The 25232-nt window shown below is 69.7% G+C and carries 23 protein-coding genes and 1 pseudogene; 12 read left to right on the top strand and 12 right to left on the bottom strand.

The genetic code is table 11. The annotated features are described in order from the left end of the window. Positions 1–207 precede the first annotated feature (207 nt). Complete coding sequence (locus E3T37_RS07465) at positions 208–654, bottom strand: Rv3235 family protein (RefSeq protein WP_241975985.1); 447 nt, start codon at positions 652–654, stop codon at positions 208–210. A 211-nt stretch (positions 655–865) separates the two neighbouring features. Here E3T37_RS07465 and E3T37_RS07460 point away from each other — a divergent pair, with 211 nt between their 5' ends. Then, the gene (locus tag E3T37_RS07460; RefSeq protein WP_134366174.1) at positions 866–1462 is read left to right on the top strand and encodes a hypothetical protein; all 597 of its coding nucleotides are present in this window, start codon (positions 866–868) and stop codon (positions 1460–1462) included. Here E3T37_RS07460 and E3T37_RS07455 read toward each other — a convergent pair. Further along, a complete protein-coding gene (locus tag E3T37_RS07455; protein ID WP_134366173.1) occupies positions 1459–1806 on the bottom strand; it encodes a helix-turn-helix domain-containing protein in 348 nt (115 codons plus the stop codon). The two genes, E3T37_RS07460 and E3T37_RS07455, sit on opposite strands and share 4 nt — an antisense overlap. 131 nt (positions 1807–1937) lie before the next feature. Between E3T37_RS07455 and E3T37_RS07450 the strand changes: the two genes are divergently transcribed. Then, on the top strand, positions 1938–2570 hold the full coding sequence (locus tag E3T37_RS07450; protein WP_134366172.1) for a hypothetical protein: 633 nt from the start codon (positions 1938–1940) through the stop codon (positions 2568–2570). 2 nt (positions 2571–2572) lie between these two features. Further along, positions 2573–3826: a regulator gene (locus E3T37_RS07445; protein ID WP_174776549.1), complete on the top strand. Its 1254-nt coding sequence runs from the start codon at positions 2573–2575 to the stop codon at positions 3824–3826. 24 nt (positions 3827–3850) lie between these two features. Here E3T37_RS07445 and E3T37_RS07440 read toward each other — a convergent pair whose 3' ends face one another. Together E3T37_RS07440 and E3T37_RS07435 are read right to left on the bottom strand one after the other, a co-directional pair. Then, on the bottom strand, positions 3851–5551 hold the full coding sequence (locus E3T37_RS07440; RefSeq protein ID WP_241994547.1) for a DUF5671 domain-containing protein: 1701 nt from the start codon (positions 5549–5551) through the stop codon (positions 3851–3853). Next, positions 5548–6012 (bottom strand): hypothetical protein, encoded by a 465-nt coding sequence (locus tag E3T37_RS07435; RefSeq protein ID WP_134366171.1) that lies wholly within the window; start codon positions 6010–6012, stop codon positions 5548–5550. Before E3T37_RS07435 ends, E3T37_RS07440 begins: the two co-directional genes overlap by 4 nt. A gap of 78 nt (positions 6013–6090) precedes the next feature. Between E3T37_RS07435 and E3T37_RS07430 the strand changes: the two genes are divergently transcribed. Further along, positions 6091–7584, top strand: coding sequence for a sensor histidine kinase (locus E3T37_RS07430; protein ID WP_134366170.1), 1494 nt, complete (start codon positions 6091–6093; stop codon positions 7582–7584). Positions 7585–7679: 95 nt separating this feature from the next. Here E3T37_RS07430 and E3T37_RS07425 read toward each other — a convergent pair whose 3' ends face one another. Next, the gene (locus E3T37_RS07425) at positions 7680–7928 is read right to left on the bottom strand and encodes a WhiB family transcriptional regulator (protein WP_035837005.1); all 249 of its coding nucleotides are present in this window, start codon (positions 7926–7928) and stop codon (positions 7680–7682) included. 183 nt (positions 7929–8111) lie between these two features. On the opposite strand from E3T37_RS07425, the gene E3T37_RS07420 reads away from it, so the two are divergent. Beyond that, positions 8112–8552: a hypothetical protein gene (locus tag E3T37_RS07420; protein ID WP_241975989.1), complete on the top strand. Its 441-nt coding sequence runs from the start codon at positions 8112–8114 to the stop codon at positions 8550–8552. 134 nt (positions 8553–8686) lie between these two features. On the opposite strand, the gene bcp is transcribed toward E3T37_RS07420, so the two are convergent. From bcp to aroA, 3 genes are all read right to left on the bottom strand, one after another. Continuing rightward, positions 8687–9166, bottom strand: a complete 480-nt coding sequence (bcp, locus tag E3T37_RS07415) for a thioredoxin-dependent thiol peroxidase (RefSeq protein WP_134366169.1) — start codon at positions 9164–9166, stop codon at positions 8687–8689. A 126-nt stretch (positions 9167–9292) separates the two neighbouring features. Next, on the bottom strand, positions 9293–10342 hold the full coding sequence (gene rsgA / locus E3T37_RS07410; RefSeq protein ID WP_134366168.1) for a ribosome small subunit-dependent GTPase A: 1050 nt from the start codon (positions 10340–10342) through the stop codon (positions 9293–9295). After that, complete coding sequence (aroA, locus tag E3T37_RS07405; RefSeq protein WP_134366167.1) at positions 10339–11697, bottom strand: 3-phosphoshikimate 1-carboxyvinyltransferase; 1359 nt, start codon at positions 11695–11697, stop codon at positions 10339–10341. The genes rsgA and aroA overlap by 4 nt, the downstream gene beginning before the upstream one ends. 110 nt (positions 11698–11807) lie before the next feature. On the opposite strand from aroA, the gene E3T37_RS07400 reads away from it, so the two are divergent. Then, a complete protein-coding gene (locus E3T37_RS07400; protein WP_179954737.1) occupies positions 11808–12416 on the top strand; it encodes a sigma-70 family RNA polymerase sigma factor in 609 nt (202 codons plus the stop codon). Continuing rightward, positions 12413–12655, top strand: a complete 243-nt coding sequence (locus E3T37_RS07395) for a zf-HC2 domain-containing protein (RefSeq protein WP_134366166.1) — start codon at positions 12413–12415, stop codon at positions 12653–12655. Before E3T37_RS07400 ends, E3T37_RS07395 begins: the two co-directional genes overlap by 4 nt. A 43-nt stretch (positions 12656–12698) precedes the next feature. Here E3T37_RS07395 and E3T37_RS07390 read toward each other — a convergent pair whose 3' ends face one another. Both E3T37_RS07390 and E3T37_RS07385 read right to left on the bottom strand, forming a co-directional pair. Beyond that, entirely contained in the window at positions 12699–13499 is an 801-nt protein-coding gene (locus E3T37_RS07390; protein ID WP_134366165.1) for a VOC family protein, read from the bottom strand. A gap of 157 nt (positions 13500–13656) precedes the next feature. Further along, complete coding sequence (locus E3T37_RS07385; RefSeq protein ID WP_174844094.1) at positions 13657–17433, bottom strand: multifunctional oxoglutarate decarboxylase/oxoglutarate dehydrogenase thiamine pyrophosphate-binding subunit/dihydrolipoyllysine-residue succinyltransferase subunit; 3777 nt, start codon at positions 17431–17433, stop codon at positions 13657–13659. A gap of 132 nt (positions 17434–17565) precedes the next feature. Between E3T37_RS07385 and E3T37_RS07380 the strand changes: the two genes are divergently transcribed. From E3T37_RS07380 to E3T37_RS07370, 3 genes are all read left to right on the top strand, one after another. Continuing rightward, positions 17566–19005 (top strand): GuaB1 family IMP dehydrogenase-related protein, encoded by a 1440-nt coding sequence (locus E3T37_RS07380; protein ID WP_134366163.1) that lies wholly within the window; start codon positions 17566–17568, stop codon positions 19003–19005. 181 nt (positions 19006–19186) lie between these two features. Continuing rightward, positions 19187–20548 carry a hemolysin family protein gene (locus E3T37_RS07375; protein ID WP_134366162.1) on the top strand — a complete coding sequence of 454 codons (1362 nt, stop codon included), beginning with the start codon at positions 19187–19189 and terminating at the stop codon, positions 20546–20548. Further along, complete coding sequence (locus E3T37_RS07370) at positions 20541–21602, top strand: hemolysin family protein (RefSeq protein WP_134366161.1); 1062 nt, start codon at positions 20541–20543, stop codon at positions 21600–21602. Before E3T37_RS07375 ends, E3T37_RS07370 begins: the two co-directional genes overlap by 8 nt. A gap of 20 nt (positions 21603–21622) precedes the next feature. On the opposite strand, the gene E3T37_RS07365 is transcribed toward E3T37_RS07370, so the two are convergent. Continuing rightward, the gene (locus E3T37_RS07365; protein WP_134366160.1) at positions 21623–22714 is read right to left on the bottom strand and encodes an NADH:flavin oxidoreductase/NADH oxidase; all 1092 of its coding nucleotides are present in this window, start codon (positions 22712–22714) and stop codon (positions 21623–21625) included. 73 nt (positions 22715–22787) lie between these two features. On the opposite strand from E3T37_RS07365, the gene E3T37_RS07360 reads away from it, so the two are divergent. Further along, on the top strand, positions 22788–23648 hold the full coding sequence (locus E3T37_RS07360; RefSeq protein ID WP_134366159.1) for an ADP/ATP-dependent (S)-NAD(P)H-hydrate dehydratase: 861 nt from the start codon (positions 22788–22790) through the stop codon (positions 23646–23648). Positions 23649–23694: 46 nt separating this feature from the next. After that, positions 23695–24592, top strand: a protein-coding gene (locus E3T37_RS07355) for an IS5 family transposase (RefSeq protein WP_134366158.1) whose coding sequence is annotated in 2 segments (ribosomal slippage) — positions 23695–24045 and positions 24047–24592 — 897 coding nt in all. Because the reading frame shifts where the segments join, the coding sequence is not laid out codon by codon here. 169 nt (positions 24593–24761) lie between these two features. On the opposite strand, the pseudogene E3T37_RS07350 reads toward E3T37_RS07355, so the two are convergent. Then, a pseudogene (locus E3T37_RS07350) lies at positions 24762–25232 on the bottom strand (hypothetical protein); the annotation flags it as partial.

The raw sequence follows: 25232 nt of genomic DNA, 5'->3' as shown, positions 1-25232 counted from the left end.
CGGGCCGGCGCCGCCACCCCCGCCGCCGACGAGACGGATGCCGCCCCGGCGCCCGCCCAGCGCGGCGCGTTCGGCCAGCGCGACACCTCCGACCCGGCGCCCGTCAACCGCGCCGAACGACGGTCCCAGGGCAAGAAGTAGCACCCGCCGGGTCGTGGAAGAACGCCCTCGTCCCTGCGACGAGGGCGTTTTTTCTTCAGCTGCGAGTCACAGCACGTTGATCGCGCTGGCCCGCCAGCGCTTGTCCAAACCCTCCAACCGGATCGCCACCGCGCGCACCCTCACCTTGCTGTGCACGATCACCACGGCCTCGATCACGCCGTCCCGTGGCTCCGAGATGGTGACCCGGCCGATCGTGATGGCTGGTCGCTGGGCCCGCTGCCCCTTGACGGCGCGTGCCCGGGCGGAGAGGACGACCCGTTTGAGCAGGTGCCGGTAGACGTCGTCGCTGACCCACCGGGCGAGCTGGTCGAGTTCCCTCGCTCCGGCCAGGACCTCGATCACGCAGCGCGCGAGGTTGATCAGGAGCGGTTCCGGGTCGGGCAGCTGGGCCCGGGAACTCGGCTGATGGCCGAAGAAGTCATCGGCCTGGAATTTCTCGCCGCGGGAGCGGGAGGCGGGGGTCTGTGCCGTGCTGGCGGCTGGATCGCTCATGACTCCTCCGGGTGCGTGAGTCCGCCGGCCGTGACAGGGTCTGCGCGGGCCGTCGGGTGGTGCCGGCGTTCGGGTGGATCACCGGACACCCCCGCAGTGGGGGTGGAGTCCTTGGGCGCTACTCAACCAGCTGGGCAGCATGGTGTCGAGGGCTTATAAGCCCTGTGGATAACCGGAGCGATCCGTCGGTGGCGGGCGCTAGCTTCGGTGTGTGCGCTGGGACAATCTGTTCGACGATCTCGAGGGGCAGCTCGAACACGAGCTGAACGCCGAGGAGACTGACCTGCGCGCGGAAGAGGAACGGCTCCGACTCGGCCGGCTCTCCCTGCGCAACCGGCTGACCGGTCTGGCGCGAGCCTCGGGCCTCGGGGCCGGCGTGCTCCGGGTGGTGCTGGCGTCGGGGGAGACGCTGACCCTCCGACCGACGACGTTCGGCCGGGACTGGCTGGCCGCGGACCTCCTCGACGCGGGGTCCACGGGCGCGCAGTGTGTCCTCCCGCTCGCGGCGGTCGCCGGGGTGATCGTGCGACGCGACGAGATCCCCGACTCGCTCGTCACCGAGCCGGAATCGGCCGTGCGGCTCGTCGACCGCATCGGGCTGCCCTTCGTGCTCCGCGACCTGTGCCGGCGGCGCGCGAACATCGAGGTGCACACGCGTTCCGGGCCGCTCCGCGGAACCATCGACCGGGTCGGCCGTGATCACGTCGACCTGGCGGTGCACGCAGCGGGAACGCTGCGCCGGGAGTCGGCGGTGCACCAGTACCGGATTGTGCCGATCACCGAGATTCAGCTCGTGCGGTTGCCCTAGCGGTCGTCCATTCCCCGCGTGACGTCACTGTCGGGGCGGATGATGGTGCCGCCGGACAGCTCGGGGATGTTGCCGAAGTCGGATTGCTGCCACAGGGACATGCGCCGGGCCTCCTCGTACTTGGCCTCGATGAAGGACTCGAGGACCACGCGCTCGACCCGCCATACCCCGGCCGGGCCGGTACCGACAGCGCCGACGGTGGTGGCAGCGCCGAGCCGGATGGCCGGGAGCTCGCCGGTGCGCACCAGCTCCAGCACCTCGCCCACCGACAACGACAGGATCTCGGCCGTGTCGGCGACGGTGAGGAAACGTCCCACACCGGTGGCACCCGCTGAATCGTTCATGGAAACGATTATGCGTCTCCGCGTGATCGCAGTGGGCAGGGCGGGTTGCGGCTGTGGATAACTCTCCCGCGTGGGGGAGAAGACGACGACGATGGACTCACGGACACCCCATCGAACGGGAGGCAGGCGTGGTGAGCAAGCCGGCGAAGAGCACAGGCCAGCGATTCTGGTTCGACCCCCGATTCGCGATCGGCCTGGTGCTCGTCGTCGCGGCCGTCGTGGGGGTCTACTGGATTGTGGCGGGAAGCGACCAGACCACGGCCGTGTTCGCCGCCCGGTCCACCCTCGCCGTGGGAGACCACGTCGAGGCGTCCGACCTGGTGGCCACCCGGGTTCGCCTCGGGTCGGCCGATGCCCTCTACGTGACGCCCGACCGGCTGCCGCAGGAGGGCCTGCTGGTGACCCGAACCATCGCGGCCGGCGAGCTCGTGCCGGCGTCCGCCGTCGGGCGCACCAGCGGCGCCGAGTCGACCAGCATCGTGGTAGAGCTGACGAGCAGCCTCGCCGCCAGCATCGGACCGGGCTCCGTGGTCGACGTCTGGTCGTCGCGTTCCACCGGGCAGGCGGCATACGGGCCGCCCACGGTGCTGGTCGGGCGGGCCGCGGTCGTGCGTCTCATCGAACCGTCCGGGCTCGCCGCCACGTCGGGCATCCGTTCGCTGGAGGTCCTGGTGCCCAAGGACACCGTCGCGGCCGTGCTCGAGTCGATCGCGAACCGGGACGCGATCGCCGTGGTGCCCGTCAACGCGCCCCTGGGGGAGTAGCCGTGGCCACCCTCGCGCTGGCGTTGGACCGGCACACGGAAGACCGACTGCTGGTGGACCTGATCGAGCGGGGCCATGTGATCGTCGCCCGCTCGGCGTCGGCGGGCGAGCTCATCCTCGCGCTGCGCCAGAGCGCCCCGGAGATCGTGCTGGTCGGCGCCGCCCGGACAACCCTCACGGCGGACCTGATCGCCGCCTGCGATACCCAGGGGGCGCGGCTGATCGCGCTCGCCGCATCCGATCAGGACCGCCGCCATGCGGCCGGCCTCGGGCTGCTCGACGTGCTGGATGCCGCCACGGACTGGTCGGAGATCGAGGACCTGATCATTCACGGCGTCGCCATCCCGCTGCGGGTCGGCGACCCGCGGGCCCTGGCCGGGACCCGGCCCGGCGCCGTGATCGCGGTGTGGGGTCCCTCCGGAGCTCCGGGCCGAACCACCCTGGCCATCAACATCGCGGCCGAAATCGCCGCGGTCGGGCACACCGTCGTCCTGGCCGACATCGACACGTACAGCGGCTCGGTCGCCCCAGCCCTGGGCATGCTCGACGAGGCCCCCGGGTTCGCGGCGGCGTGCCGGCTGGCCGGCACGGACAGCCTCACCCAGTCCGAGCTCGAACGCGTTGCGCAGCGCTACAACACGCCCCAGGGCGCCTTCTGGGTGCTCACCGGGATCGGCCGGCCGTCCCGCTGGCCGGAGCTCTCCGCCGAACGGGTCACCCGCACCATCGACGAACTGCGCCGGTGGGTCGACTATGTCGTGCTCGACACCGGCTTCAGTCTCGAGAGCGACGAGGAGATCTCCAGCGACCTGTTCGCCCCCCGGCGCAATGCGGCCACCCTCACCGGACTCCGGTGCGCCGACCACGTGGTCGCGTGCGGCCTGGCCGACCCGGTCGGAATGGCCCGGTTCCTGCGCGCCTGGGTGGACCTGGCCGAGGTGGTCACGACCAGCCGGATCAGCGTGGTGATGAATCGGGTGCGGCGGGGAGCGGTCGGACTGGACCCGAACGGCCAGGTGGTGTCTGCCCTGCGCCGCTTCGGCGGAATCGAGTCCCCGATCCTGGTCCCGCATGACCAGCAGGGGGCGGATGCGGCCATCGTCGCGGGCCGCACCCTGCGGGACGCCGCGCCGAAGTCGCCGGCGCGAGCCAGCATCCGCCGGTTCGTCCGCACGGAACTCCTGCCCGTCCCCGCGCCCGCCGCAAGCCGGCGCCGGAGGGAAACGTGGTGGCGCCGGCCGGCCGTCGCCGGCTGAGCCTGGGGTCGGTCCGGCCCGGGGTCAGTCCTGCAGGGGAACGACGTCGATCCGGGACCCGGGACCCGTGACGACCATCACCCTGTGGCCGGTGACGCCGTGGAGCGCCTGGGTGAGCTGTTCCACGGATGCCGTGTCACCCACCGCGTCGGAGCGGCGCCACACCGTGACGGATGCCCCGGTGGCCTCGTCGATCGCCCGCACAAGCGGTGCCGGGTCCGCACCCGTCACCAGGAACACCCGGCCGATGGTGCGGGCCCGGCGGGGGACCTCGGCGATCTCGGAACGGTCCCGCCTCCACACGGAGAAGTGGTACCCGGCGGCGAGGCCGGTGGCCACGAGCAGGCCCAGCGGCGCCCGCACCCGATCGAGCAGGCTCTGGCCGGTGACGTCCCCGAGGGCGAATTCGAAGATGCGGTAGCCGTTCACCAGAAGCGTGACGATGGCGACGGCGGCGCTGACCCCGAACACCAGGATCAGGTACACCCGCCGGCCCGTGGCGGCGATCCGGTCCGGGGCGACGGGGGTCGCCGGCTTCCAGGCGACCCACCACACCGGACCGCCCACCAGCAGCGCGCTGATGCCGCCCAGCAGGAGGGTGCGCGTGTCGGAGCCGGCCAACGAGGTGGTCAGGGCGGCGAGGATCGCGTTCACCACCACGCCCAGCCCGGATGCGGCGGCGACCAGGCCGATACCGGAGGTCACCAGCTGCGTCGCCATCCGGGTGGTGCCCGAGCGGGCCAGGGTGAGACGCCAGTGGTAACTCCAGACCAGCGCGCCGACGGCGGCCGCGGCCAGGCCGGCACCGAGGAGATCGAGCATGGCGGTGATCGGGTCAGTGCGATCGAAAGCGAGCCGGAGGAGCAGGAACAATACGGTACCGGCACCGGTCAGGGTCAGAATCGCGGCCCCGGCCACCCCGACGAGCACCAGAGTCACGTCGGCGAGCCCGCCGCGCAGGTCTTTGGCCCGGTTGCGGATCCACTGCCACCACCACACGAACGCGCCGCCGGCGAACCAGACCAGCGCCTGCAGGGTCAGCCGCCACCAGGGCTCGCCCACCGTGACGCTGGACCCGAAGGCGTCGACGGCCGCGTCGATCAGGGAAGCGAGCGCCGTGACGGCGCCGCCCACCGCGACCACAAGCCCGAACACCGAGCCGAGGACGGGGGCCACAGACACGAGCTGGGTGGGACTCTTGGTCTTGTGCCGGGACATCCACTGGTGCCAGGCCCACACCCCGGCCCAGACCACGCCGGTGGCGAAGATGAGCGGCTGCCAGTCGGTGCGCACGAGGGCGGCCGCCGTGGCCAGCAGGGCGCTGGTGGCGGTCACGAGCGAGACCGTGGACATGCCGGCCAGATACAGCCCCCAGGCAATGGAAGACCGCTCCTGGCCGTCACCCATCCGCCGCCACAACACCCACCAGAGCACGGCGGCGAAGGGCCCGGCGATCAGGGTGAAAGCCAGGGATCGGGCGAGCCCGGTGATATCGCCGGAGACGAGCGCGTTTCCGGCGTCGAGAAGGCGCCCGAGCACCCCGCTCAGGCCGATCGCCGCGATCACGACCAGCGCGAAGAGCAGGATGAAGACGATCACCCGCCGCGCGGTGGGCTGCGCCGCGCTCTGCCCGGAGGCGGACGATTTACGCGCCGCGATCACGATCCCGGCGATGCCGGCGCCGATCACGGCGATCAGGAGCAGGAGCACGATGCTGGCCATCATGAGGCCGCCTTCGGGTTCGGGCAGATCATGAGTTCATACGGGGTGTCGTCGATCAGCCAGTCGCCGTTCACTTTGACCAGATCGAACACGCCTTCCGTCTCGTATTCGTCGGCGCCGAAGGGACCGTTCCCGGACGAGGTGACGATGGATACCTTCACGTCGGCGGATTCGGCTCGTTCGGTGGTCGACACCAGGGTGACCCGGAGGTCACCCGTGGGCGAACGGTCGAACTTCTCGCAGCCCGAGAAAGCGTCCTCGGTCAGAAACTCGCCGGCGGCCTGTTCGTCGCCGTCGATGACCGCCGTGGCGTAGCCCTGCACGACTCCTTCCGGGGTCCCCGGATCGAGCGCCTGGGGTTCGCCGCGGGTGAAGACCGCGACCAGGGCCACCACCACGAGGACCGCGATCACGGACAGGATGATAATCAGGGTGCGATCGGGCTTTCCATTCGCTGTGCTCATAAGCACAGCATGGCCCAATTCACGCTCTCTCACCTTCGGTGATGTCGGCGGGCAGCCGGGCCATCTAGGCTATTGACCGTGTCGACGCTCAGTAATCTCGTACTTGCCCAGGGCCGCAGCAGCGCGGAGGACGTGGACTGGCTCCACATGCTCGTCGCGGACGGCCAGCTCCTCGCCGACCTTGCCTTCGCCGACATCGTGGTCTGGGTGCCCAGCAGCACCGGCAGTTTCGTCGCGGTCGCCCACGCCAGGCCCTCCAGCGCCGCCACCCTGTTCTACCGCGACTTCGTGGGCCAGGCCATCAAGGTGGAATGGCGCCAGCAGGTCACCGAGGCCTTCGAGACGGCCAAGATCGTCGACACCACGGCGCCGGACTGGTACGAGGAGACCCCGACCCGGGTGCGGGCGATCCCGGTCAGGCGACGGCTCTCCTCGACCGGGTCGCAAATCTCGGATGCGCCGGTGGCGGTCCTCACCCGGCACACCAACCTGAGTGAGGCCCGCACGCCCAGCCGCCAGGAGCTCACCTTCAACGACTGCGCCAACGACCTCTTCGCCATGATCGCGTCGGGCGATTTCCCCGATCTGGGCGCGCCCACCGGCCCCCGCCGCGGTGCTCCGCGAGCCTCCGACGGGCTGATCCGGCTGGACGTCGACGGCGTGACCACGTTCGCCAGCCCGAACGCACTCTCCGCCTTCAACCGGATGGGCTTCATCGAGGAGCTGGAGGGGGAATCGTTGGCCGAGGTCACCACGAGCCTGCTCACGGGCACGGCCGTCGTCGACGAGACCCTGCCACTGGTCGTGACGGGCCGGGCGCCGTGGCGCACGGACGTCGAGGCGCGCGGGGTCACCGTGTCGCTGCGGGCCATCCCGATCCGCAACCGGGGCGAGCGGATCGGGGCGATCGTGCTCTGCCGGGACGTCACCGAGCTGCGGCACCAGGAGCGGGAACTGATCACGAAGGACGCGACGATCCGGGAGATCCACCACCGGGTCAAGAACAACCTGCAGACGGTGGCCTCCCTGCTGCGCATCCAGGCCAGGCGCACCCACTCCGACACCGCCCGGGAAGCTCTCAACCAGGCCATGCGCCGGGTGGCGGCCATCGCCGTCGTGCACGACACGCTCTCCGAGGGCCTCAACCAGAAGGTGGACTTCGATGTGGTGTTCGACCGTGTCCTGCTGCTGATCATGGAGGTGGCGTCCGCGCACAACACGACGGCGCATCCGAAATCGTCGGGCAGTTTCGGCATCCTGCCGAGCTCCTACGCGACCCCGTTGGCCCTGGCGCTGACCGAGCTCGTGACCAACGCCGTGGAGCACGGCCTGGCCGGGCGCGAGGGCGAGGTGTCGATCGAGGCCGAGCGCAACGAGGAGACCCTGACCGTGCGGGTCCGCGACAACGGATCGGGACTGCCGGAGGGCAAGGTCGGGTCGGGGCTGGGCACCCAGATCGTGCGCACCCTGATCCAGGGCGAGCTCAGCGGCAGCATCGACTGGCACACCATGATGGGCAGCGGAACCGAGGTCACCATCGAGATCCCACTGCGGTACATGCGCGAGGCGTAGCCCCGGGCCACCGGGGACATGAAGAAAGGCCCGGCTGGTCAGCCGGGCCTTTCTTCATGTCCCCGGTGCAGCGGTGAGGCCGCGGGGGGCGTGCGCTAGGACGCGCGACGGGCCCGGGCGGCGCGGCGCTTGAGGGCGCGGCGCTCGTCTTCGCTAAGGCCACCCCAGACGCCTGAGTCCTGGCCGGTCTCGAGCGCGTACTGGAGGCACACCTCGGTGACGTTGCAACGTGCGCAGACGGATTTTGCCTTCTCGATCTGGTCCACCGCGGGTCCAGTGTTGCCTACCGGAAAGAACAATTCCGGGTCGGCTGTGAGGCAGGCAGCTTTGTCGCGCCAGTCCATAGAGATGCTCCTTGATTGCAGGGATGCCTGGCCGATTGGCCGAAGATGAGAGGCTGCCGGTTGCAGGAAGGGTAACGGATCTACACAATCAGATCGACTCACGTCCCTGTGAGCGTCAACCGGGCCTCAATTATGGTCGCATAATGGTGGAGTCAAATCAATAGTTCTGTATGGGATATCTCTGTGAATTCAAGGTCAGACCACAGCCGGGACGCCGCCGACGGGGCCGGTGGGGTGCGCCGCCCGCGCGCCGTGGTGCTTCTGGCAGCCCTCCTCTGGGCAGAGGCTGCCCTCCTCTGGGTGGCCGTCGTCTGGCTCATCCTCGAGCTGCTGACCGCCACACCGACCTCCCTCGCCAGCGCCATCGCGATCCTGGTCCTGGTGGTCGTCGCGGCCGCGTGGGTGAGTGCGGTCGCCGTCAACTCCCTGCGGCGCCGGTCCTGGATCCGCGGTGCGGCCGTGACCTGGCAGCTGGTGCAGATCGCGGTGGCCGTCGGCTGCTTCCAGGGCCTGTACGCCCGGCCCGACCTCGGCTGGGCCCTGCTGCTTCCCTCGATCGTCGTGCTCGGCCTGCTGTTCACACCGCGCGTGATCGCCGAGACGACGACCCCCGCGCCCGAGTAACGCCAGGCGCCGGAGCACCAGGACGCCCACGGCATCCGCTGACCGTTCAGCGATCCCGAGGCGCCGCACGGCCGGTACTCGGTGCCGCAGGGCCCCTCAGGGCCATCCTCAGGCGGCTGAGAGGCGTTCCCGGATCAGGCGGCGAGGCCCAGCTTCTTGCGCAGGCTCGCGACGTGTCCGGTGGCCTTCACGTTGTAGAGGGCCAGCGCGATCGCGCCGGCCTCGTCGATCACGAAGGTCGACCGCAGCACTCCGGTGACGGTCTTGCCGTACAGGTTCTTCTCGCCCCAGGCGCCGTAGCTTCGGTGCACGGCGAGGTCGGCGTCACTGAGTAGGGGGAAGGTGAGCTCGTCGGTCTCCTGGAACTTCTTCAGCTTGGCCGGCGCATCCTTCGACACCCCGAGCACGCGGTAACCGGCAGAGGCCAGCGAAGCGAGGTTGTCACGGAAATCGCAGGCCTGCTTGGTGCAGCCGGGAGTCATCGCCGCCGGGTAGAAGTACACGACGACCTTCGAACCGGCGAAATCGGACAGCGAGACGGCGGTCCCGTCCTGGTCGGTCAGGGTGAACTGGGGGGCCTGGTCGCCGGCCGCGAGGCGCGTGGATTCCGTCATGCCCCCACGCTACCGAACGAATTCGACGGAGATTTTGGGCCAAACAGGCCGGATCGGCGCAAAAGCGGCTTGTAGCAGCAAAATCTCCGTCGAATTGGGTAGGGGCAGGGGCGGCGGGAAGAGGGGTCAGTGGCCGGGGACGGCGGCGAAGGTGGCCAGCAGGCGCTGCAGGGAGTCCAGGCGGGCCTTGCCGGTCTCGCCCAGCTTGCCAGCCGCGACGGCCTCGTTGATGGCGCAGTCGGGCGAGTTGGGCAGGTGGGTGCAGCCGCGCGGGCACTTGAGCGCGATCTGGGCGAGGTCGGTGAACGCCTTCAGGATGTTGTCGGTGTTGATGTGGCCGAGCCCGAAGGAGCGCACGCCCGGCGTGTCGATGACCCAGCCGCGGCCGGCATCCGTCTCCAGTCGCAGCGAGATGGTCGAGGAGGAGGTGTGCCGGCCCCGGCCGGTCACCGTGTTCACGACGCCCACGGCGCGATGCGCGTCGGGGACGAGCGCGTTCACGAGGGTGGACTTGCCGACGCCGGAGTGACCGACGAAGACGGTGTCGTGCCCGGCCAGGGCGGCCGAGATCTCCGCGAGCGGCATGGCGTCGTCGCGGCTCTCGAAGACGGGCAGGTCGAGGCCCGCAAAGTTGCTGAGGAACACGGCGGGGTCGGCCAGGTCGGTTTTCGTGATGCAGAGGATCGGGGACACGCCCGCGTCGTACGCGGCGACGAGGTACCGGTCGACGAGGCGGATGCGCGGCTCCGGGTTGGCCGCGGCCACCACGATCAGCATCTGGTCGGCGTTGGCGACGATCACGCGCTCGACGGCATCCGTGTCGTCGGCGCTGCGCCGGAGCAGCGTCACCCGCGGCACGATCCGCACGATCCGGGACAGGCTGCCCGCCGCCCCGCTGGTGTCGCCGACGATGTCGACGCGGTCGCCGGTGACCACGGCCTGCTTGCGCAGCTCGCTCGCGCGGGCGGCGGTCACCCGGCGCTCGGCGGACAGGTTCTCGTCGAGCATGACCGTGTAGCGTCCGCGGTCCACGGAGAGGATGCGGCCGGTCAGCGCGTTCTCGTGGTCCGGCCGGGTCTTGGTGCGGGGTTTGCTGCCCTTGCGGTTCGGGCGCACGCGCACGCTGGACTCGTCGAATTCCGGTTCGTCATCGTCGGCGCTCTCCCACCAGGTCACGACGTGGCCCCGGAGGCGAGCGTCTGCCAGAGGTCCGCGAACTGGGGGAGCGTCTTGGCCGTCGTGCCGATGTTCTCGATCTCCACCCCGGGAACAGCCAGGCCGATCACGGCGCCCGCCGTGGCCATCCGGTGGTCGTCGTAGGTGCGCCACGGGCCGCCGTGCAGGGGGCGTGGATCGATCTGAAGCCCGTCGGGCAGTTCGGTCACGGCACCGCCGAGCCCGTTAATCTCCGCGGCCAGGGCGGCCAGGCGGTCGGTCTCGTGATGACGGATGTGGCCGATCCCGGTGATCGTGCTCGGCGAATCCGCCAGGGCGGCCAGGGCCACCAGCGCGGGGGCCAGCTCCCCGCCGGTCGACAGGTCGAGCTGCACGCCCCGGAGGCGCTCGCCGGCCGTGACGGTGAGGCGGTCCCCGCTGCGGCTGACCGTGGCGCCGAACAGGGGCAGCAGCTCGGCCAGGTCGGCGCCGACCTGGGTGGTGGACTCTGGCCAGCCGGTGATGGTGACGCTGCCCCCGGCGACCAGGGCCGCGGCCAGGAACGGGGCCGCGTTGGAGAGGTCAGGCTCGATGTCGATCTCGGCGCCGGCGATCGGGGCGGGTGCCACGATCCACTCGCCCACGGCGGGGCTGCCGACGGTGACCCCGCGCCGGGCCAGGGTGGCGATGGTCATCTCGATGTGCGGCATGCTCGGCAGGCGTTCGCCCGCGTGCCGGAGGTGGAGGCCCCGCTCGAAGCGCGGGGCGGCCAGGAGCAGGCCGGAGACGAACTGGCTGGACGTGGACGCGTCGATGGTGATCTCGCCGCCGTCGAGGCTGCCGGTGCCGTGGACGGTGAAGGGCAGCGCGCCGCGGCCATCGTCGTTGATGTCCGCGCCGAGGGCGCGCAGGGACGAGATCGTGGTCTTCATCGGCCGCAGGCGCGCGCCCGCGTCACCGTCGAAGGTGGTCGGGCCGAGGGCGAGCGCCGCGACCGGCGGCAGGAAGCGCATCACGGTGCCGGCCAGGCCGCAGTCGATGGTCGTCGACCCGAACAGTTCGCCCGGGGTGATCCGCAGGTCGGGGCCGAACTCGCCCTCCCCTGGCACCTCCTCCACGGTCGTGCCGAGCTGGCGCAGGGCGGCGACCATCAGGTCGCTGTCCCGCGAGTGCAGGGGGGAGCGCAGCACAGACGGATGCCCGGCGAGGGCACTGAGGACGAGCTCCCGGTTGGTGAGTGATTTGGACCCCGGCAGGGACACCGTTGCCGAGAGCGGCCCGGTGGCCGTGGGCGCGGGCCAGCGGGCATCCGTCTGCTCCGGCGACGAGTCGCCGTACGGATCGAACTCAGGCTTGGAATATCTCGAGATCAACATCGGTTATCAGGATAGTCGGTGACGAAAGGTTGAGGGAGGTACACGTGACGTTGTCCATGGTGCTGGAGCGACCCGGGCCCGATCTCGACGAGCGCTTAGGATTGTCGGTGATGACAACCGACGCGATCGAAATGCGAGACCTGTTCGAAGAGCAGGCACTGCCCTTTATCGACCAGCTGTACGCCGCGGCCATGCGCATGACACGCAATCCCTCGGACGCGCAGGACCTGGTGCAGGACACCTTCGTGAAGGCCTTCGCCGCCTTCGCCCAGTTCGAACAGGGCACCAACCTGAAGGCGTGGTTATACCGGATCCTGACCAACACCTTCATCAACACCTACCGCAAGAAGCAGCGCGAGCCGTTCCAGGGGACCATCGACGACCTCGAGGACTGGCAGCTCGGCGGCGCGGAGTCGCGCACGGCCATGTCGAACCGGTCGGCCGAGGCCGAGGCCATCGACCACCTCCCGGACAGCGCCGTCAAGGACGCGCTGCAGTCCATCCCGGAAGACTTCCGGCTGGCCGTCTACTTCGCCGACGTCGAGGGATTCTCGTACCAGGAGATCGCCGAAATCATGAAAACACCCATTGGCACCGTGATGAGCCGCCTGCATCGTGGCCGACGACTCCTTCGCGACCTGCTGGCCGGCTACGCCCAGGAGCGCGGGCTGGGCACTGCGGGGACGGGCCAGACTCACAACAGGAGCACACCAGCATGACCGACTGTGGATGCGAGAAGGCCAAGGCCGAACTCGAGGAATACCTGCACAACGAACTCTGCGGAGCGGACGCCTCCGACATCCGGGAACACCTCGCGCACTGCGCGGACTGCAACGACGAGCACCTGGTCGGCCGTACGCTGACCGAGGCCGTGCAGCGCGCCTGCCGCGAGATGGCCCCCGAGGACCTGCGCGACCAGGTGCTGCTGAAACTGCGCACCATCCAGTCCGGGCACTGAGCCCGGACCGATCCCGGGCTGACCCCGGGACCCGAGTCGGCGGTCAGTCGACGTTCTGCTGGTCGACCGAGGGCCGATCGACGGAGCCGAGCACGAACACGGCGCCGGTCGGGTCCGCGACCCGGGCGAAAGTGCCGAATTCGGACTCCCAGGGGTCGTGCAGCACGGTGCCGCCCAACTCGTCGACCCGGCGGGCGGCGGCCTTGACATCGGTCACGCCCAGGTAGAGCTGCCAGTGCGACGGCACCTCGTGCGGCAGGTGGGCGGACGCGTCGAAGATCCCGGTGACCTGGTTCCCGTCGGGTCCGACGGTGCTGTACCGGAATTCGTCTGTGTCGCTGAGCGAGACGGGCGTCCAGCCGAAGACGCTCTCGTAGAACCGCAGGGCGGCGGCGTAGTTGGTGGTGTTCAGCTCGTGCCAAACCGGGGTTCCCGCTTCCTCGATCCTGCCGAAACCGGTGAACTCGATCGGCTGCCACAGCCCGACGGCGGCGCCGGACGGGTCGAGCAGGGTGGCCATCCGTCCCATGTCACCCATGGTCATCGGTTCGGCCAGCACCTGGGCGCCGGCGTCCCGGGCGGCGGCGACGGTGGCGTCGGCATCCGTCACGGCCAGATAGGTGGTCCAGGCGTCAGGCCGGTCCGAATCCGCGTCCTGGCCCATCATGCCGGCCACGTCGGCGTCGCCCAGGCGGAAGGTGACGTAGCCGCCGTACTCCTCGCCGGAATCGCTCGCGGTCCAGCCGAAGAGGCGGGTGTAGAACTCCCGCGCCCGGGCCGGGTCGGAGGTCATCAGGTCAGCCCAGCAGGGTTCGCCGGTTCGGGTTGTGTCTCGGGTCGGCATGCCGGATCTCCTCGTCGGTGGTGTTGTGGCCAGCCTAGGACCCGCGGCCCACGCGGACAACATCGATTGAACGACGGAGGGACCGCACCAATCGGTGCGGTCCCTCCGTCTCGAGCGTTCTCGGGCCTGACGGTGAGCAGGCTAGACGGTGAGCGGGCTAGACGGTGAGCGCCCGGCTCAGCAGGTCGGCCTGCTCCGCCGCGTGCCGCTTGGCCGATCCGGCTGCCGGCGACGCCGAGGCGGCGCGGGAGAAGAGAGTCACGGGCCGCGGGCCCAGCTTGTTCGTCTCCAGGTAGAAGAACGGCCAGGCTCCCTGATTCTCCGGTTCGTCCTGCACCCAGGCCAGTTCGGCATTCGGGTACTGGTCCGCGATCTGCTTGAGTTCGAATGCGGGCAGCGGGTAGTACTGCTCCATCCGCACCAGGGCGATCTCGGGGTTCGGGTTCTTGTCGAGTTCGGCGAGCAGGTCGTAATACAGCTTGCCGGCCATGAACAGCACCCGCTTGACCTGGGACCGGTCGGTGATCCGGGCGTCGTCGATGACCGGTTCGAATCTGCCGGTGGTGAAATCGGCCACCGGGCTGGTCGCTCCGCGCAGGCGCAGCATCGACTTCGGGGTGAACACGATCAGCGGGCGCCGCGGACGCATGTACGCCTGGCGGCGCAGCAGGTGGAAGTACGAGGCCGGCGTCGACGGGCGGGCGACGGTCATGTTGTCTTCCGCGCACAGCTGCAGGTAGCGCTCGATCCGGGCGGAGGAGTGGTCGGGGCCCTGGCCCTCGTAGCCGTGCGGCAGCAGCAGCACGACGGATGACCGCTGGCCCCACTTCTGCTCGGCGGAGGACACGAACTCGTCGATGACCGTCTGCGCACCGTTGGCGAAGTCGCCGAACTGCGCCTCCCAGAGCACGAGGGCGTCGGCGCGTTCCACCGAGTAGCCGTACTCGAAGCCCATGGCCGCGTATTCGCTGAGCAGCGAGTCGTAGATCCAGAACCGGGCTTGGTCTTCGCTGAGGTTGGCCAGCGGCAGCCATTCCTGGCCGTTGACGCGGTCGTGGAGCACCGCGTGGCGCTGCACGAACGTGCCACGGCGGGCATCCTGGCCGGCGAAGCGCACCGGGGTGCGCTCGACCAGCAGGGAGCCGAGGGCGAGTAGTTCGCCGAAGCTCCAGTCGATGTTGCCGCCCCGGCTCATGTCCTGGCGCTTCTGCATCAGCTGCTGCAGCTTATTGTGCACGGTGAAGCCGGCGGGCTTGTTCATGAAGGCGTCACCGATCAGGTGGACGACCGCTTCCGGGACTCCGGTCGTGGCCGGTTCGCCGACCGCCTCGTCCTGCGCCGGGCTGCCGCCCAGGCCGTGCGAGGCGCCGGCGCCGACGATCGGGATCGACGAGGACTGCGCGGCGTGCGTCTCCATGAATGCGCGCTCGAGGCGGTCCTGGAAGTCGGCGTGGGCGGCCTCGTACTCTTCCTGGGTGATGTCGCCACGTCCGACGAGGGCCTCCGTGTACAGCTTCCGGACCGAGCGCTTGGCCTCGATCAGGTTGTACATCAGCGGCTGCGTCATCGACGGGTCGTCGCCCTCGTTGTGGCCGCGGCGGCGGTAGCAGACCAGGTCGATGACCACGTCGCGCTTGAACTCCTGGCGGTAGGCCAGGGCGAGCTCGGCGACCCGCACCACGGCTTCCGGGTCATCCCCGTTGACGTGGAAGATGGGCGCCTGGATGGTCTTGGCGACGTCGGTCGAGTAGACCGAGGTTCGTCCGTCGCCGGGCAGGGTGGTGAAGCCGACCTGGTTGTTGACGACGAGGTGGATGGTGCCGCCGGTGCGGAAGCCGCGCAGCTGGGACATCTGCAGGGTCTCCAGCACGATCCCCTGGCCGGCCATGGCGGCATCGCCGTGGACGAGGACGGGGAGCGTGGAGAACGTGCCGATCGGCTTGCGGTCCTGCTTGGCCCGCACGATGCCTTCGAGCACGCCGTCGACGGCCTCCAGGTGGGACGGGTTCGCGGCCAGGTAGACCGGGATCTCGTCGCCGTTGGCGGCGCGGAACACGCCCTCCGTGCCGAGGTGGTACTTGACGTCGCCCGAGCCCTGAACGGTGCGCGGGTCCTGCGTGCCCTCGAACTCACGGAAGATCTGGCCGTAGGTCTTGCCGGCGATGTTGGTCAGCACGTTCAGGCGGCCGCGGTGGGCCATGCCGATGCAGACCTCGTCGAGGCCGGCATCCGCAGCGCCCTGCAGGACGGAGTCGAGCAGCGCGATGGTGGACTCGCCGCCCTCGAGGCTGAACCGCTTCTGGCCGACGTACTTGGTCTGCAGGAAGGTCTCGAAGGCCTCGGCCTCGTTGAGCTTGCCCAGGATGCGCATCTGCTCGTCGTGCGTCGGCTTGACGTACGACTTCTCCATCTTTTCCTGCATCCACTTGCGCTGGGCAGGGTCCTGGATATGCATGTACTCGATGCCCGTGGTGCGGCAGTACGAGTCGCGGAGCACGCCGAGGATGTCGCGGAGGAGCATCAGGCGCTTGCTGCCGAACCCGCCGGTGACGAACTCGCGGTCCAGGTCCCAGAAGGTCAGGCCGTGGTTCGAGATGTCGAGGTCAGGGTGGGTGCGCTGCGTGTACTCGAGCGGGTCGATGTCGGCCATCAGGTGGCCGCGCACGCGGTACGCGTTGATCAGTTCCTGCACGCGGGCGGTCTTGTCGACGGCACTGGCCAGGTCGACGCTGATGTCCGGCGCCCAGTGGATGGGGTCGTACGGGATGCGCAGCGCGGCGAAGATGTCCTCGTAGAAGTGGTGCTGGCCGATCAGGAGCTCGTGCACGATCTTGAGGAACTCGCCCGAGCCGGCGCCCTGGATCACCCGGTGGTCGTAGGTGCTGGTCAGCGTGATGGTCTTGGAGATGGCGAGACCGGTGAGGGTCTTGACGCTGGAGCCCTGGAACTCGGCCGGGTAGTCGAGCGCGCCGGCGCCGATGATGCAGCCCTGGCCCTTCATCAGGCGCGGCACCGAGTGCACGGTGCCGATTCCGCCCGGGTTGGTCAGGGAGACCGTGGCGCCGGAGAAGTCATCCGCCGTTAGCTTGTTCTTGCGGGCCCGGGTGACGAGGTCCTCGTAAGAAGCCAGGTACTCGCCGAACGTCATCGTGTCCGCGCGCTTGAGGGCCGGGACCATGAGCGACCGGGTGCCGTCGGGCTTGGGCAGGTCGATCGCGATGCCGAGGCCGACGTGGGCCGGGGCGATGACCGAGGGCTTGCCGTCGATCTCGTTGTAATAGACGTTCTGGCTGGGGAACGTTTTGAGCGCCTGGATCAGGGCCCAGCCGATCAGGTGCGTGAACGAGACCTTGCCGCCGCGGGACCGGCGCATGTGGTTGTTCATCACGATGCGGTTGTCGATCAGGAGCTTCGCCGGGATGGTGCGCACGCTCGTGGCCGTCGGTACCGTCAGGCTGGTCGCCATGTTCGCGGCCAGGCTCTTGGACATGCCGCGCAGGGGAGTGACGACATCCACGGCCTCGGCGGCCACGACGGGCTGCGGGGCGCTGAGCGGAGCGTCGGCCGGCACGGGGACCGGCTTGGGGGCGCTGGACGTGGTGCGCGCGGTGCGCTGCCCGCCCACGACCGGGACGGAGGACGTGCTCGAGGCCGGCTCGGCGGCCGGTGTCGCGGCGGCCGGCGCTGCGGCGCTCGGCGCCTCGGCAGCCGCGGCGGTCAGTGCGGTCTCGGCGCCGGCTGCGGGGGCGCCGGTTGCGGCAGCCGCTCCGTTCGCGGTCTGGTGGTAGCTCTCGAGGACGGGCCACCAGGACTCGTCCACCAGGTTCTTGTCGACGAGGTACCGCTCGTACAACTCATCGACGAGCCACTCGTTCGCTCCGAATTCACCCGACCTGGTCTCGTCGGATCCACTACCGGTCAACTGGCTTGACACAGCCGGTTCCCACTCTCTACGTTGATTTTGAATGTACCGGGCGCACACGAAGGCCCGGATCGGTCTGCCCATTCAGCCTAATCCCATCGGGCATGGCTGCGGGCATCCGCGCGGGGCGCTAGCGTTATTTCCATGCAGTTCTATGGAGCGGTTCCCAGCCACGACCTCACGTATTCGGACGTTTTCCTGGTGCCGAGCCAGTCGGCGGTCACCAGCCGCCTCGATGTCTCCCTCGCTCCGGGCGACGGCACCGGCGCCACGATCCCGATCGTCTCCGCGAACATGAACTCGGTCACCGGGCACCGCCTCGCGGCTTCCCTGGCACGCCGCGGCGGCCTGGGAGTGCTGCCGCAGGACATGCACCTGCAGGACCTCGACGCTGCCATCCGCTGGGTGAAGGCCCAGTCGACCCGGTTCGACACCCCCTTCGTGTTCGGTCCGGACGACACCGTGGCGCTGGCGCTGCGCCAGGTGCCGCCGGTCGCCGGCCAGGGGCTGGTCATCAACGACCGGGACGACACCTACCTGGGCTGCATCGACGCGTCCCGCCTGGCCACGGCCCTGCCCGACGCGCTGCTCGGCGACCTGCTGCACGGCAACCTCACCTCCCTCGACGCCGACGATATCGAGGGCCCGCGCCGCGCCTTCGACGTGATGACCGACGCCGATCTCGACTTCGCCACCGTGCTGCACCACGGCGCCATCATCGGCACGCTCAGCCGCAAGAGCGCGCTGCGTTCCACGCTCTACCAGCCCGCGCTGGACGCCCACGGACGCCTCCGGGTCGCCGCCGCGGTCGGCATCAACGGCGACATAGCGGCCAAGGCGATCGCCCTCGTCGCCGCCGGGGTCGACGTGCTCGTGATCGACACCGCGCACGGCCACCAGGACGGCATGCTGCGGGCGATCAAGATCGTCGCGGATCTCGGACTGGGGATCCCGATCGTGGCCGGCAACGTCGTGACGGCGGATGCCGTCGGCGACCTGGTCGGAGCCGGCGCCACCATCGTGAAGGTCGGTGTGGGCCCCGGCGCCATGTGCACCACCCGGATGATGACGGCCGTGGGCCGGCCCCAGTTCTCCGCCGTGCTGGAGAGCGCGGTCGCCGCGCGCGAGCTCGGCGCGCGCGTCTGGGCCGACGGCGGGGTGCGCTACCCGCGTGACGTGGCGCTCGCGCTCGCCGCGGGCGCGGCATCCGTGATGATCGGCTCGTGGTTCGCCGGAACGATCGAGGCGCCCGGCGCCCTGGACCGGGATGCGGCCGGCGGCCTCTACAAGGAAAGCTGGGGGATGGCATCCACCAAGGCCGTACGCGAGCGCTTCGACCGCCTGGACGCGTACGACCTGGCCCGCAAGACCCTGTTCGCCGAGGGCATCTCCAGCTCGAAGATCTACCTGGACCCGCTGCGGCCCTCGGTCGAGGATCTGCTCGACATGATCACCTCCGGGCTGCGCAGCTCGTTCACCTACGCCGGTGCGACCAACGTGGAGGAGTTCCACGCCCGTTCGCGGGTCGGCATCCAGTCGGCCGCGGGCTACGAGGAGGGCAAGGCGCTGCCCGTCTCCTGGTGAGCCCTGGTGGGCCCGGCTGGTGAGCCCTGCTGGTGAGCCCGGCCGCGAGCGTCGGCCGCGCGCAGTAGACTTAGCGGAATAATGGACGACCCCCCTCCTGCGAATTCGCCCAGCCACTGTTCTCGTCACTCGAACGGTCACTCGCCCCTGATCACGATCCTGATCCCGTTCGGCGGTGGCCATGTTTGAGTGGCTCATGCTCGGCGCGGGGCTCCTCCTCACGGTCGGCACCGGCCTGTTCGTCGCGAGCGAGTTCGCCCTGGTCAACCTGGACCGGTCGGAGCTCGAAGCCCGCCGCGACCGCGGGGAGACCCGTCTCGGCCTGACGATCTCGGCCCTGAAGATCACCTCCACGCACCTGTCCAGCGCCCAGCTCGGCATCACGCTCACCACCCTGCTCACCGGTTACACGATGGAGCCGGCCCTGAGCGCCCTGCTCTCCCCGCCCCTGACGGCCCTGGGCCTGTCGGCGGCGGTCGTCCCGGTGGTCGCGGTCACCACCGCGGTCGTCCTGGCGACGCTGGCGTCGATGATCATCGGCGAACTGGTTCCGAAGAACTTCGCCCTCGCGCTGCCGGTCCAGACCGCGAAACTGGTCATCCCGTTCCAGACGCTGTTCACGACCGTGTTCAAGCCCGCGGTCGTCGTGCTCAACGGCAGCGCCAACGGCGTGCTGCGCTCCATCGGAATCGAGCCGAAGGAGGAACTCTCCGGCGCCCGCACCGCCGAGGAGCTCTCCTCCCTGCTGCGCCGCTCGGCCAGCGCCGGGATGCTCGAGAAAGACACCGCGACGCTGCTGCACCGCACCCTGCTGTTCTCCGGGCACACGGCGTCGGACGTGATGACGCCCCGTCCGCGCGTGGCCAGCGTGCAGCGCACCGACTCAGCCCAGGCGGTGATCGACCTCACCCGCCGCACCGGGTACTCCCGTTTCCCCGTCGTCGACGAGGGCGTCGACGACATCGTCGGGATCGTGCACGTGAAGCAGGCGGTGGCCGTGCCCCGGCACCGCCGGGCGGATGTCCCGGTGTCGGCCCTCCAATCGGAGGCCATTCGCGTGCCGGAGACCATGAAACTCGACGGGCTGCTGGTCGAGCTGCGTGCCCGCGGCTACCAGATGGCGATCGTCGTCGACGAGTACGGCGGCACGGCCGGCGTGGCCACCCTGGAGGACCTGGTCGAGGAACTCGTCGGGGAGGTCGCCGACGAACACGACCGCGCCAGGGCCGGCGTGGTGCTGTCCCCGACCTCGCTGACCTTCCCCGGCATGCTCCGGCCGGACGAGCTGTTGGAACGCACCGGCGTCGCCGTGCCGGAGGACGGGCCGTACGAAACGGTGGCCGGGTTCGTGATGAGCGAGCTGGGACGCCTGCCCGTGGTCGGCGACACCGTGCGCCTCGACGCCGGAGAGCTGTCGGTGGAACGGCTGGACGGCCGGCGCATCGACCGGCTCCGGTTCACCCCCGACACGCCGGCTACGGACGAGGCGGGCACAGACGAATCAGCGGCACGGAAACAGGGCGGGGTGAGTAATCATGAGTGACTGGATGGGACTCGTCTGGCTGGTCGTGCTCCTCGCCGGCAACGCCTTCTTCGTCGCGGCCGAATTCGCGGTCATCTCCGCGCGCCGGTCCCAGATCGAACCGCTGGCCGAGGCCGGCAAGATCAGGGCCATCACGGCCCTCTGGGCGATGGAACACGCCACACTGATGCTGGCCACCACGCAGCTCGGCATCACGGTGTGCTCGCTGCTGATCCTGAACGTCTCCGAGCCGGCCATCCACCACATGCTCGAGATCCCCCTCGGCGCGACCGGGCTGCCGGAGGAGGCGATCACCGCCATCGCGTTCGCCATCACCCTGCTGCTGGTCTCCTACCTGCACGTCGTGTTCGGGGAGATGGTGCCCAAGAACCTGTCGTTCTCCATCCCCGACAAGGCCGTCCTCATCCTCGCGCCGCCGCTGGTGTTCTTCGGCCGCCTGGTCAAGCCCGTGATCGTGGTGCTCAACGCCACGGCCAACGTGGTGCTTCGGGTCTTCGGGGTTCAGCCCAAGGAGGAGGCGACGAGCACCTACACGCTGGACGAGGTGGCCACGATCGTCAGCCAGTCGACCCGGGAGGGCGTGTTGAGGGACGGCACCGGGGCGCTCAGCGCGACCTTCGAATTCACCACCCGCAAGGTGAAGGATGTCGCCGTGCCCCTGGCCGGCCTGATCAGTCTGCCGGAGACGGCCACCCCCGCCGACGTGGAGCGGGCCGTCACCAAGCACGGCTTCTCCCGTTACGTGATCGTCACCGACGGCGGCGAACCGACCGGGTACGTGCACCTCAAGGACGTCATCGACCTGGACGGGGACGCCGCGACCCAGGCCGGGCAGGGCAGTTACCAGGAGCCCATCCCGGGCAAGCGCATCCGTCAGCTGGTGTCCATCTTCGAGGACACCGACCTGGAGGACGCCCTCGCCACCATGCGGCGTTCAGGCGCGCACCTGGCCCGCTCGTTCACCGCCGTCGGCGCCACGAAGGGCGTGCTGTTCCTGGAGGACATCATCGAGGAGCTCGTCGGCGAGGTTCAGGATGCGACCCGCCGGCTCTGACCGGCGTCGACGGCCGCCGCTCAAGCGGCGGGCCACCGGGCCCGCAGGTACTGCGGCGGCCAGTAGTCGAGGCTGACCCCGAGCTCGTGCGCGGCCCGCAGCGGGAAGTGCGGGTCGCGCAGCAGCTCCCGGCCCAGCATGACCGCATCGGCCTGGCCGGACGCGAGGATCTGCTCCGCCTGTGCCGGTTCCGTGATCAGGCCCACCGCGCTGACCGGGACATCCGCCTCGGCCTTCACCTTGCGGGCGAGGGGCACCTGGTAGCCGGGGCCGAGCGGGATCCGCACCCCGGTCACGTTGCCGCCGGAGGAGATGTCGAAGAAGTCGGCTCCGGCGTCGGCGGCCCAGCGGGCGACCGCGGCGGTCTCGTCTTCGTTCCACCCGCCCGGCGCATAGTCGGTGGCGGAGAACCGCACGAACAGGGGCACGTCCTCGCCGATCGCCGCGCGCACGGCGGCCACCACGGCCAGCAGCAGCCGAGCCCGATTCGCCAGCGGCCCGCCGAACTCGTCGGTGCGACGGTTGCTCAGCGGCGACAGGAACTGGTGCAGCAGGTAGCCGTGCGCGGCGTGGATCTCGACCACGTCGAACCCGGCGCCCACCGCCCGGCGCGCGGCTGCGGCGAAGTCGCCGATGACGCCACGGATGCCCGCGGCGTCCAGGGCGGCGGGCGCGGCGTAACCCGGGAACGGCAGGTCGGAGGCCGACACGGTCTGCCAGCCGCCGGCATCCGTGGGCACCGTGCCCTGCCGGTCGCTGCCCCACGCCGGCCAGACGGACGCCTTGCGGCCCGCGTGCGCCAGCTGGATGCCGGCCTTCGCCCCCTGGGCGTGCAGGAACCGGACGATCCGGGACCAGGCGGCCGCCTGCTCGTCGTTCCACAGGCCGGTGTCGCGGTCGGTGATGCGGCCCTCGGGGCTGATGGCACTCGCCTCGGCGATGACCAGGCCGGCGCCGCCCGCGGCGATGGCCCCGAGGTGCACCAGGTGCCAGTCCCGGGGCACGCCGTCCTTCTCCTCGATCGAGTACTGGCACATGGGCGCGGCCCAGATCCGGTTGCGGATGGTGACGCCCCGCAGGGTGAGCGGTTCGAACAGGGCGGCAGCGGCCACGAAATCCCCCAGAGTCGGTTGGGGTCGGCAGCAGGACCGACCCGCAGTGCTCAAAACAACCTATCGTGAGTGCATGAGCGAACCGCGGGGATGGCTGGAATGGGACGCCGAGCAGGCGGGCGACTGGATCGCGGTGCCGCGGGCGACGGATGACAAGTACACCCGCGGGGTGCTCGGCGTGCTGACCGGCGGTCACGACTATCCGGGCGCGGCGGTGCTCGGGGTCGAAGCGGCCATGCGCACCGGCGTCGGCATGGTGCGCTACCTGGGCCCGCCCCGCGCCGCCGACTTCGTGCTGGCGCGCCGGCCGGAGGTCGTCACGGTTCCCGGCCGGGTGCAGGCCTGGCTGCTGGGGTCGGGGATGAACGCCGACCAGCGGGATGAGCAGACCACGGCCGCGCTGCGGGCGGCGCTCGCCGAGGGACTGCCGACGGTGTGCGACGCCGGCGCCCTGGACCTGGCTCGGGGGTGGCAGGCCGGGCCGCTGGTGATCACCCCGCACTACCGGGAACTGGCCCGGCTCCTGTCCCAGGACGGGATGCAGGTGACCGGCGCCCAGGTGGCCGCCGACCCGGGGGACTGGGCGACGCGTGCCGCCGCCGAGCTCGGCGTCACCGTGTTGCTCAAGGGGTCCGTCACCCGAGTCGTGTCCCCGTCCGGCCCCCGGCTGACGGTGTCGCGCTCGCCGGTCTGGCTGGCGACGGCCGGCTCCGGGGACGTGCTCGGCGGCATCATCGGCGCGCTGCTGGCCACCCACGCGGCGGCGATCCGCACGGATGCCGAGGCGCTCACCGACCTCGCCGCCACCGCTGCCCGCATCCACTCGCTCGCCGCGATCCGGGCGTCCGCCGGCGGCCCGATCACCGCACTCGACGTGGCCGAGGCCGTGCCGGCCACGGTCGCGGCCCTGCTGGGTCACACGCCGCCCCACTAGGGCGTGTCTTCTAAAGCCTGGTGAGTGTTTTTGGCAGAATTGGCGCATGTCTCGTACTGCTGTGTTGTCTGAGAGTGAGTGGGCTCGGATCGAGCCGTTGATGCCGTCATCGTCTGGTCGTCCTGGTCGCCCGTTTCAGGACCACCGGCGGGTGATGGAGGGCATCATTTACCGGTATCGGGCGGGGATTCCGTGGCGAGATCTACGCGAGACTTTTGGTCCGTGGCAGACGGTGTGGAAGCGTCATCGGCGATTCAGCGGCGATGGCACCTGGAACAGTGTTCTGGCCCGGTTGCTGGCCGAGGCCGATGCGGCGGGCAAGATCGATTGGGAGGTGTCGGTGGACTCGACGGTGAATCGGGCGCATCAACACGCGACGAATCTTCCGCGCATCACGGGGGGCTCTGTCGACTTACACGAATCTGCTGGAAGAGCCTCCTGATCATGCCATTGGCCGGTCCCGCGGTGGTTTGACCACCAAGATCCACCAGCTTTGCGACGGAAAGATGCGCCCGCTCGTGGTCTTTCTGGGCACCGGGCAAGGCGGCGATTCGCCCATGCTCCCGGAGATCATGGCTTCGCTCAGCGTCGACCGGATCGGACCCGGACGAGCCCGCACCCGACCCGACCGGGTGCTGGCGGACAAGGCCTACTCGGCCAAAGCGCACCGGGCCATGCTGCGAAAACGGGGCATCCAGGTCGTCATTCCAGAACGCTCCGACCAGGTCGCGAACCGGAAACGCCGCGGACGAAACGGTGGCCGCCCAGTCGACCTCGACAAAGAAGCCTACAAACGCCGCAACGTCATCGAACGCTCATTCAACACCCTCAAACAGTGGTGCGGACTCGCCACCCGTTACGACAAACTCGCCCTCACCTACCGGGGCGGCGCTGTCCTGAGCGCCATCATCGTCTGGTTACACGAATTAGGAGACACGCCTTAGTACTACAGTCGCGTTTGTGGGATGTGACCGCGGGCTTTGTAGTGGCATTGCTGGGCGCGGTGTTGATGTTTTCGTCGCCAGAGGGAGCAGCGGATCACGTGGCAGGGGTCTGATTCCCGGTGCCAGACGATCCGTGTGATGAGGTGCCTGATTTCGGGCAGTGAGAGCCTTACCAACTGGTCGGAGCCTGGATGTGGGCCCCTTTTTTTGAGCGGATGACGCTGAGGAAGGCGTGGGCGAACATGGAGAGGGTGATGTGCCGGTACCAGCCGCCATATTGCCGCACCTGGTAGTGGTCGAGCCCGGTTTCGCCTTTGGAGGTTTGGAAGGTTTCCTCGATGGCCCAGCGGGCCCCGGCGACCCGGGCCAGCTCGATCAGGGTGACGTTCTCGGGTGTGTGGCAGATGAAGTAGGCCAGGTCGGTGGGGTCGTTCAGAGAGCGACGGGCCAGCAGCCAGTGTTCCCCTGTCTCGGCGGGGCCGTTGATGCGGATCCTGGCCCAAGAGTAGAGCCGTTCGCCCTTGGTCCCGGTGCCGGCGGTGCGGGTGCGCCAGGCCCTCCCGTCCAGGGCGGCGAAGAGTTGATCGGCCCGCCCTTCGGCGCCCAATGAACCCGGGGTCGGGGTGATGGCGCGCTGGTT

Source organism: Cryobacterium sp. TMT2-10, from assembly GCF_004403075.1.
GTDB lineage: Bacteria > Actinomycetota > Actinomycetes > Actinomycetales > Microbacteriaceae > Cryobacterium > Cryobacterium shii.
The sequence above is the reverse complement of the archived record's forward strand: the minus strand, read 5'-3'. Positions and strand labels throughout refer to the sequence as shown.

Excerpts from the sequence above, each read along its gene's own strand:
- E3T37_RS07465 (WP_241975985.1), bottom strand. The coding sequence starts at position 654 with ATGAGCGATCCAGCCGCCAGCACGGCACAGACCCCCGCCTCCCGCTCC.
- E3T37_RS07455 (WP_134366173.1), bottom strand. The coding sequence starts at position 1,806 with ATGAACGATTCAGCGGGTGCCACCGGTGTGGGACGTTTCCTCACCGTC.
- E3T37_RS07440 (WP_241994547.1), bottom strand. The coding sequence starts at position 5,551 with ATGATGGCCAGCATCGTGCTCCTGCTCCTGATCGCCGTGATCGGCGCC.
- E3T37_RS07435 (WP_134366171.1), bottom strand. The coding sequence starts at position 6,012 with ATGAGCACAGCGAATGGAAAGCCCGATCGCACCCTGATTATCATCCTG.
- E3T37_RS07425 (WP_035837005.1), bottom strand. The coding sequence starts at position 7,928 with ATGGACTGGCGCGACAAAGCTGCCTGCCTCACAGCCGACCCGGAATTG.
- bcp (WP_134366169.1), bottom strand. The coding sequence starts at position 9,166 with ATGACGGAATCCACGCGCCTCGCGGCCGGCGACCAGGCCCCCCAGTTC.
- aroA (WP_134366167.1), bottom strand. The coding sequence starts at position 11,697 with ATGTTGATCTCGAGATATTCCAAGCCTGAGTTCGATCCGTACGGCGAC.
- E3T37_RS07400 (WP_179954737.1), top strand. The coding sequence starts at position 11,808 with ATGACAACCGACGCGATCGAAATGCGAGACCTGTTCGAAGAGCAGGCA.
- E3T37_RS07395 (WP_134366166.1), top strand. The coding sequence starts at position 12,413 with ATGACCGACTGTGGATGCGAGAAGGCCAAGGCCGAACTCGAGGAATAC.
- E3T37_RS07390 (WP_134366165.1), bottom strand. The coding sequence starts at position 13,499 with ATGCCGACCCGAGACACAACCCGAACCGGCGAACCCTGCTGGGCTGAC.
- E3T37_RS07380 (WP_134366163.1), top strand. The coding sequence starts at position 17,566 with ATGCAGTTCTATGGAGCGGTTCCCAGCCACGACCTCACGTATTCGGAC.
- E3T37_RS07375 (WP_134366162.1), top strand. The coding sequence starts at position 19,187 with ATGTTTGAGTGGCTCATGCTCGGCGCGGGGCTCCTCCTCACGGTCGGC.
- E3T37_RS07370 (WP_134366161.1), top strand. The coding sequence starts at position 20,541 with ATGAGTGACTGGATGGGACTCGTCTGGCTGGTCGTGCTCCTCGCCGGC.
- E3T37_RS07360 (WP_134366159.1), top strand. The coding sequence starts at position 22,788 with ATGAGCGAACCGCGGGGATGGCTGGAATGGGACGCCGAGCAGGCGGGC.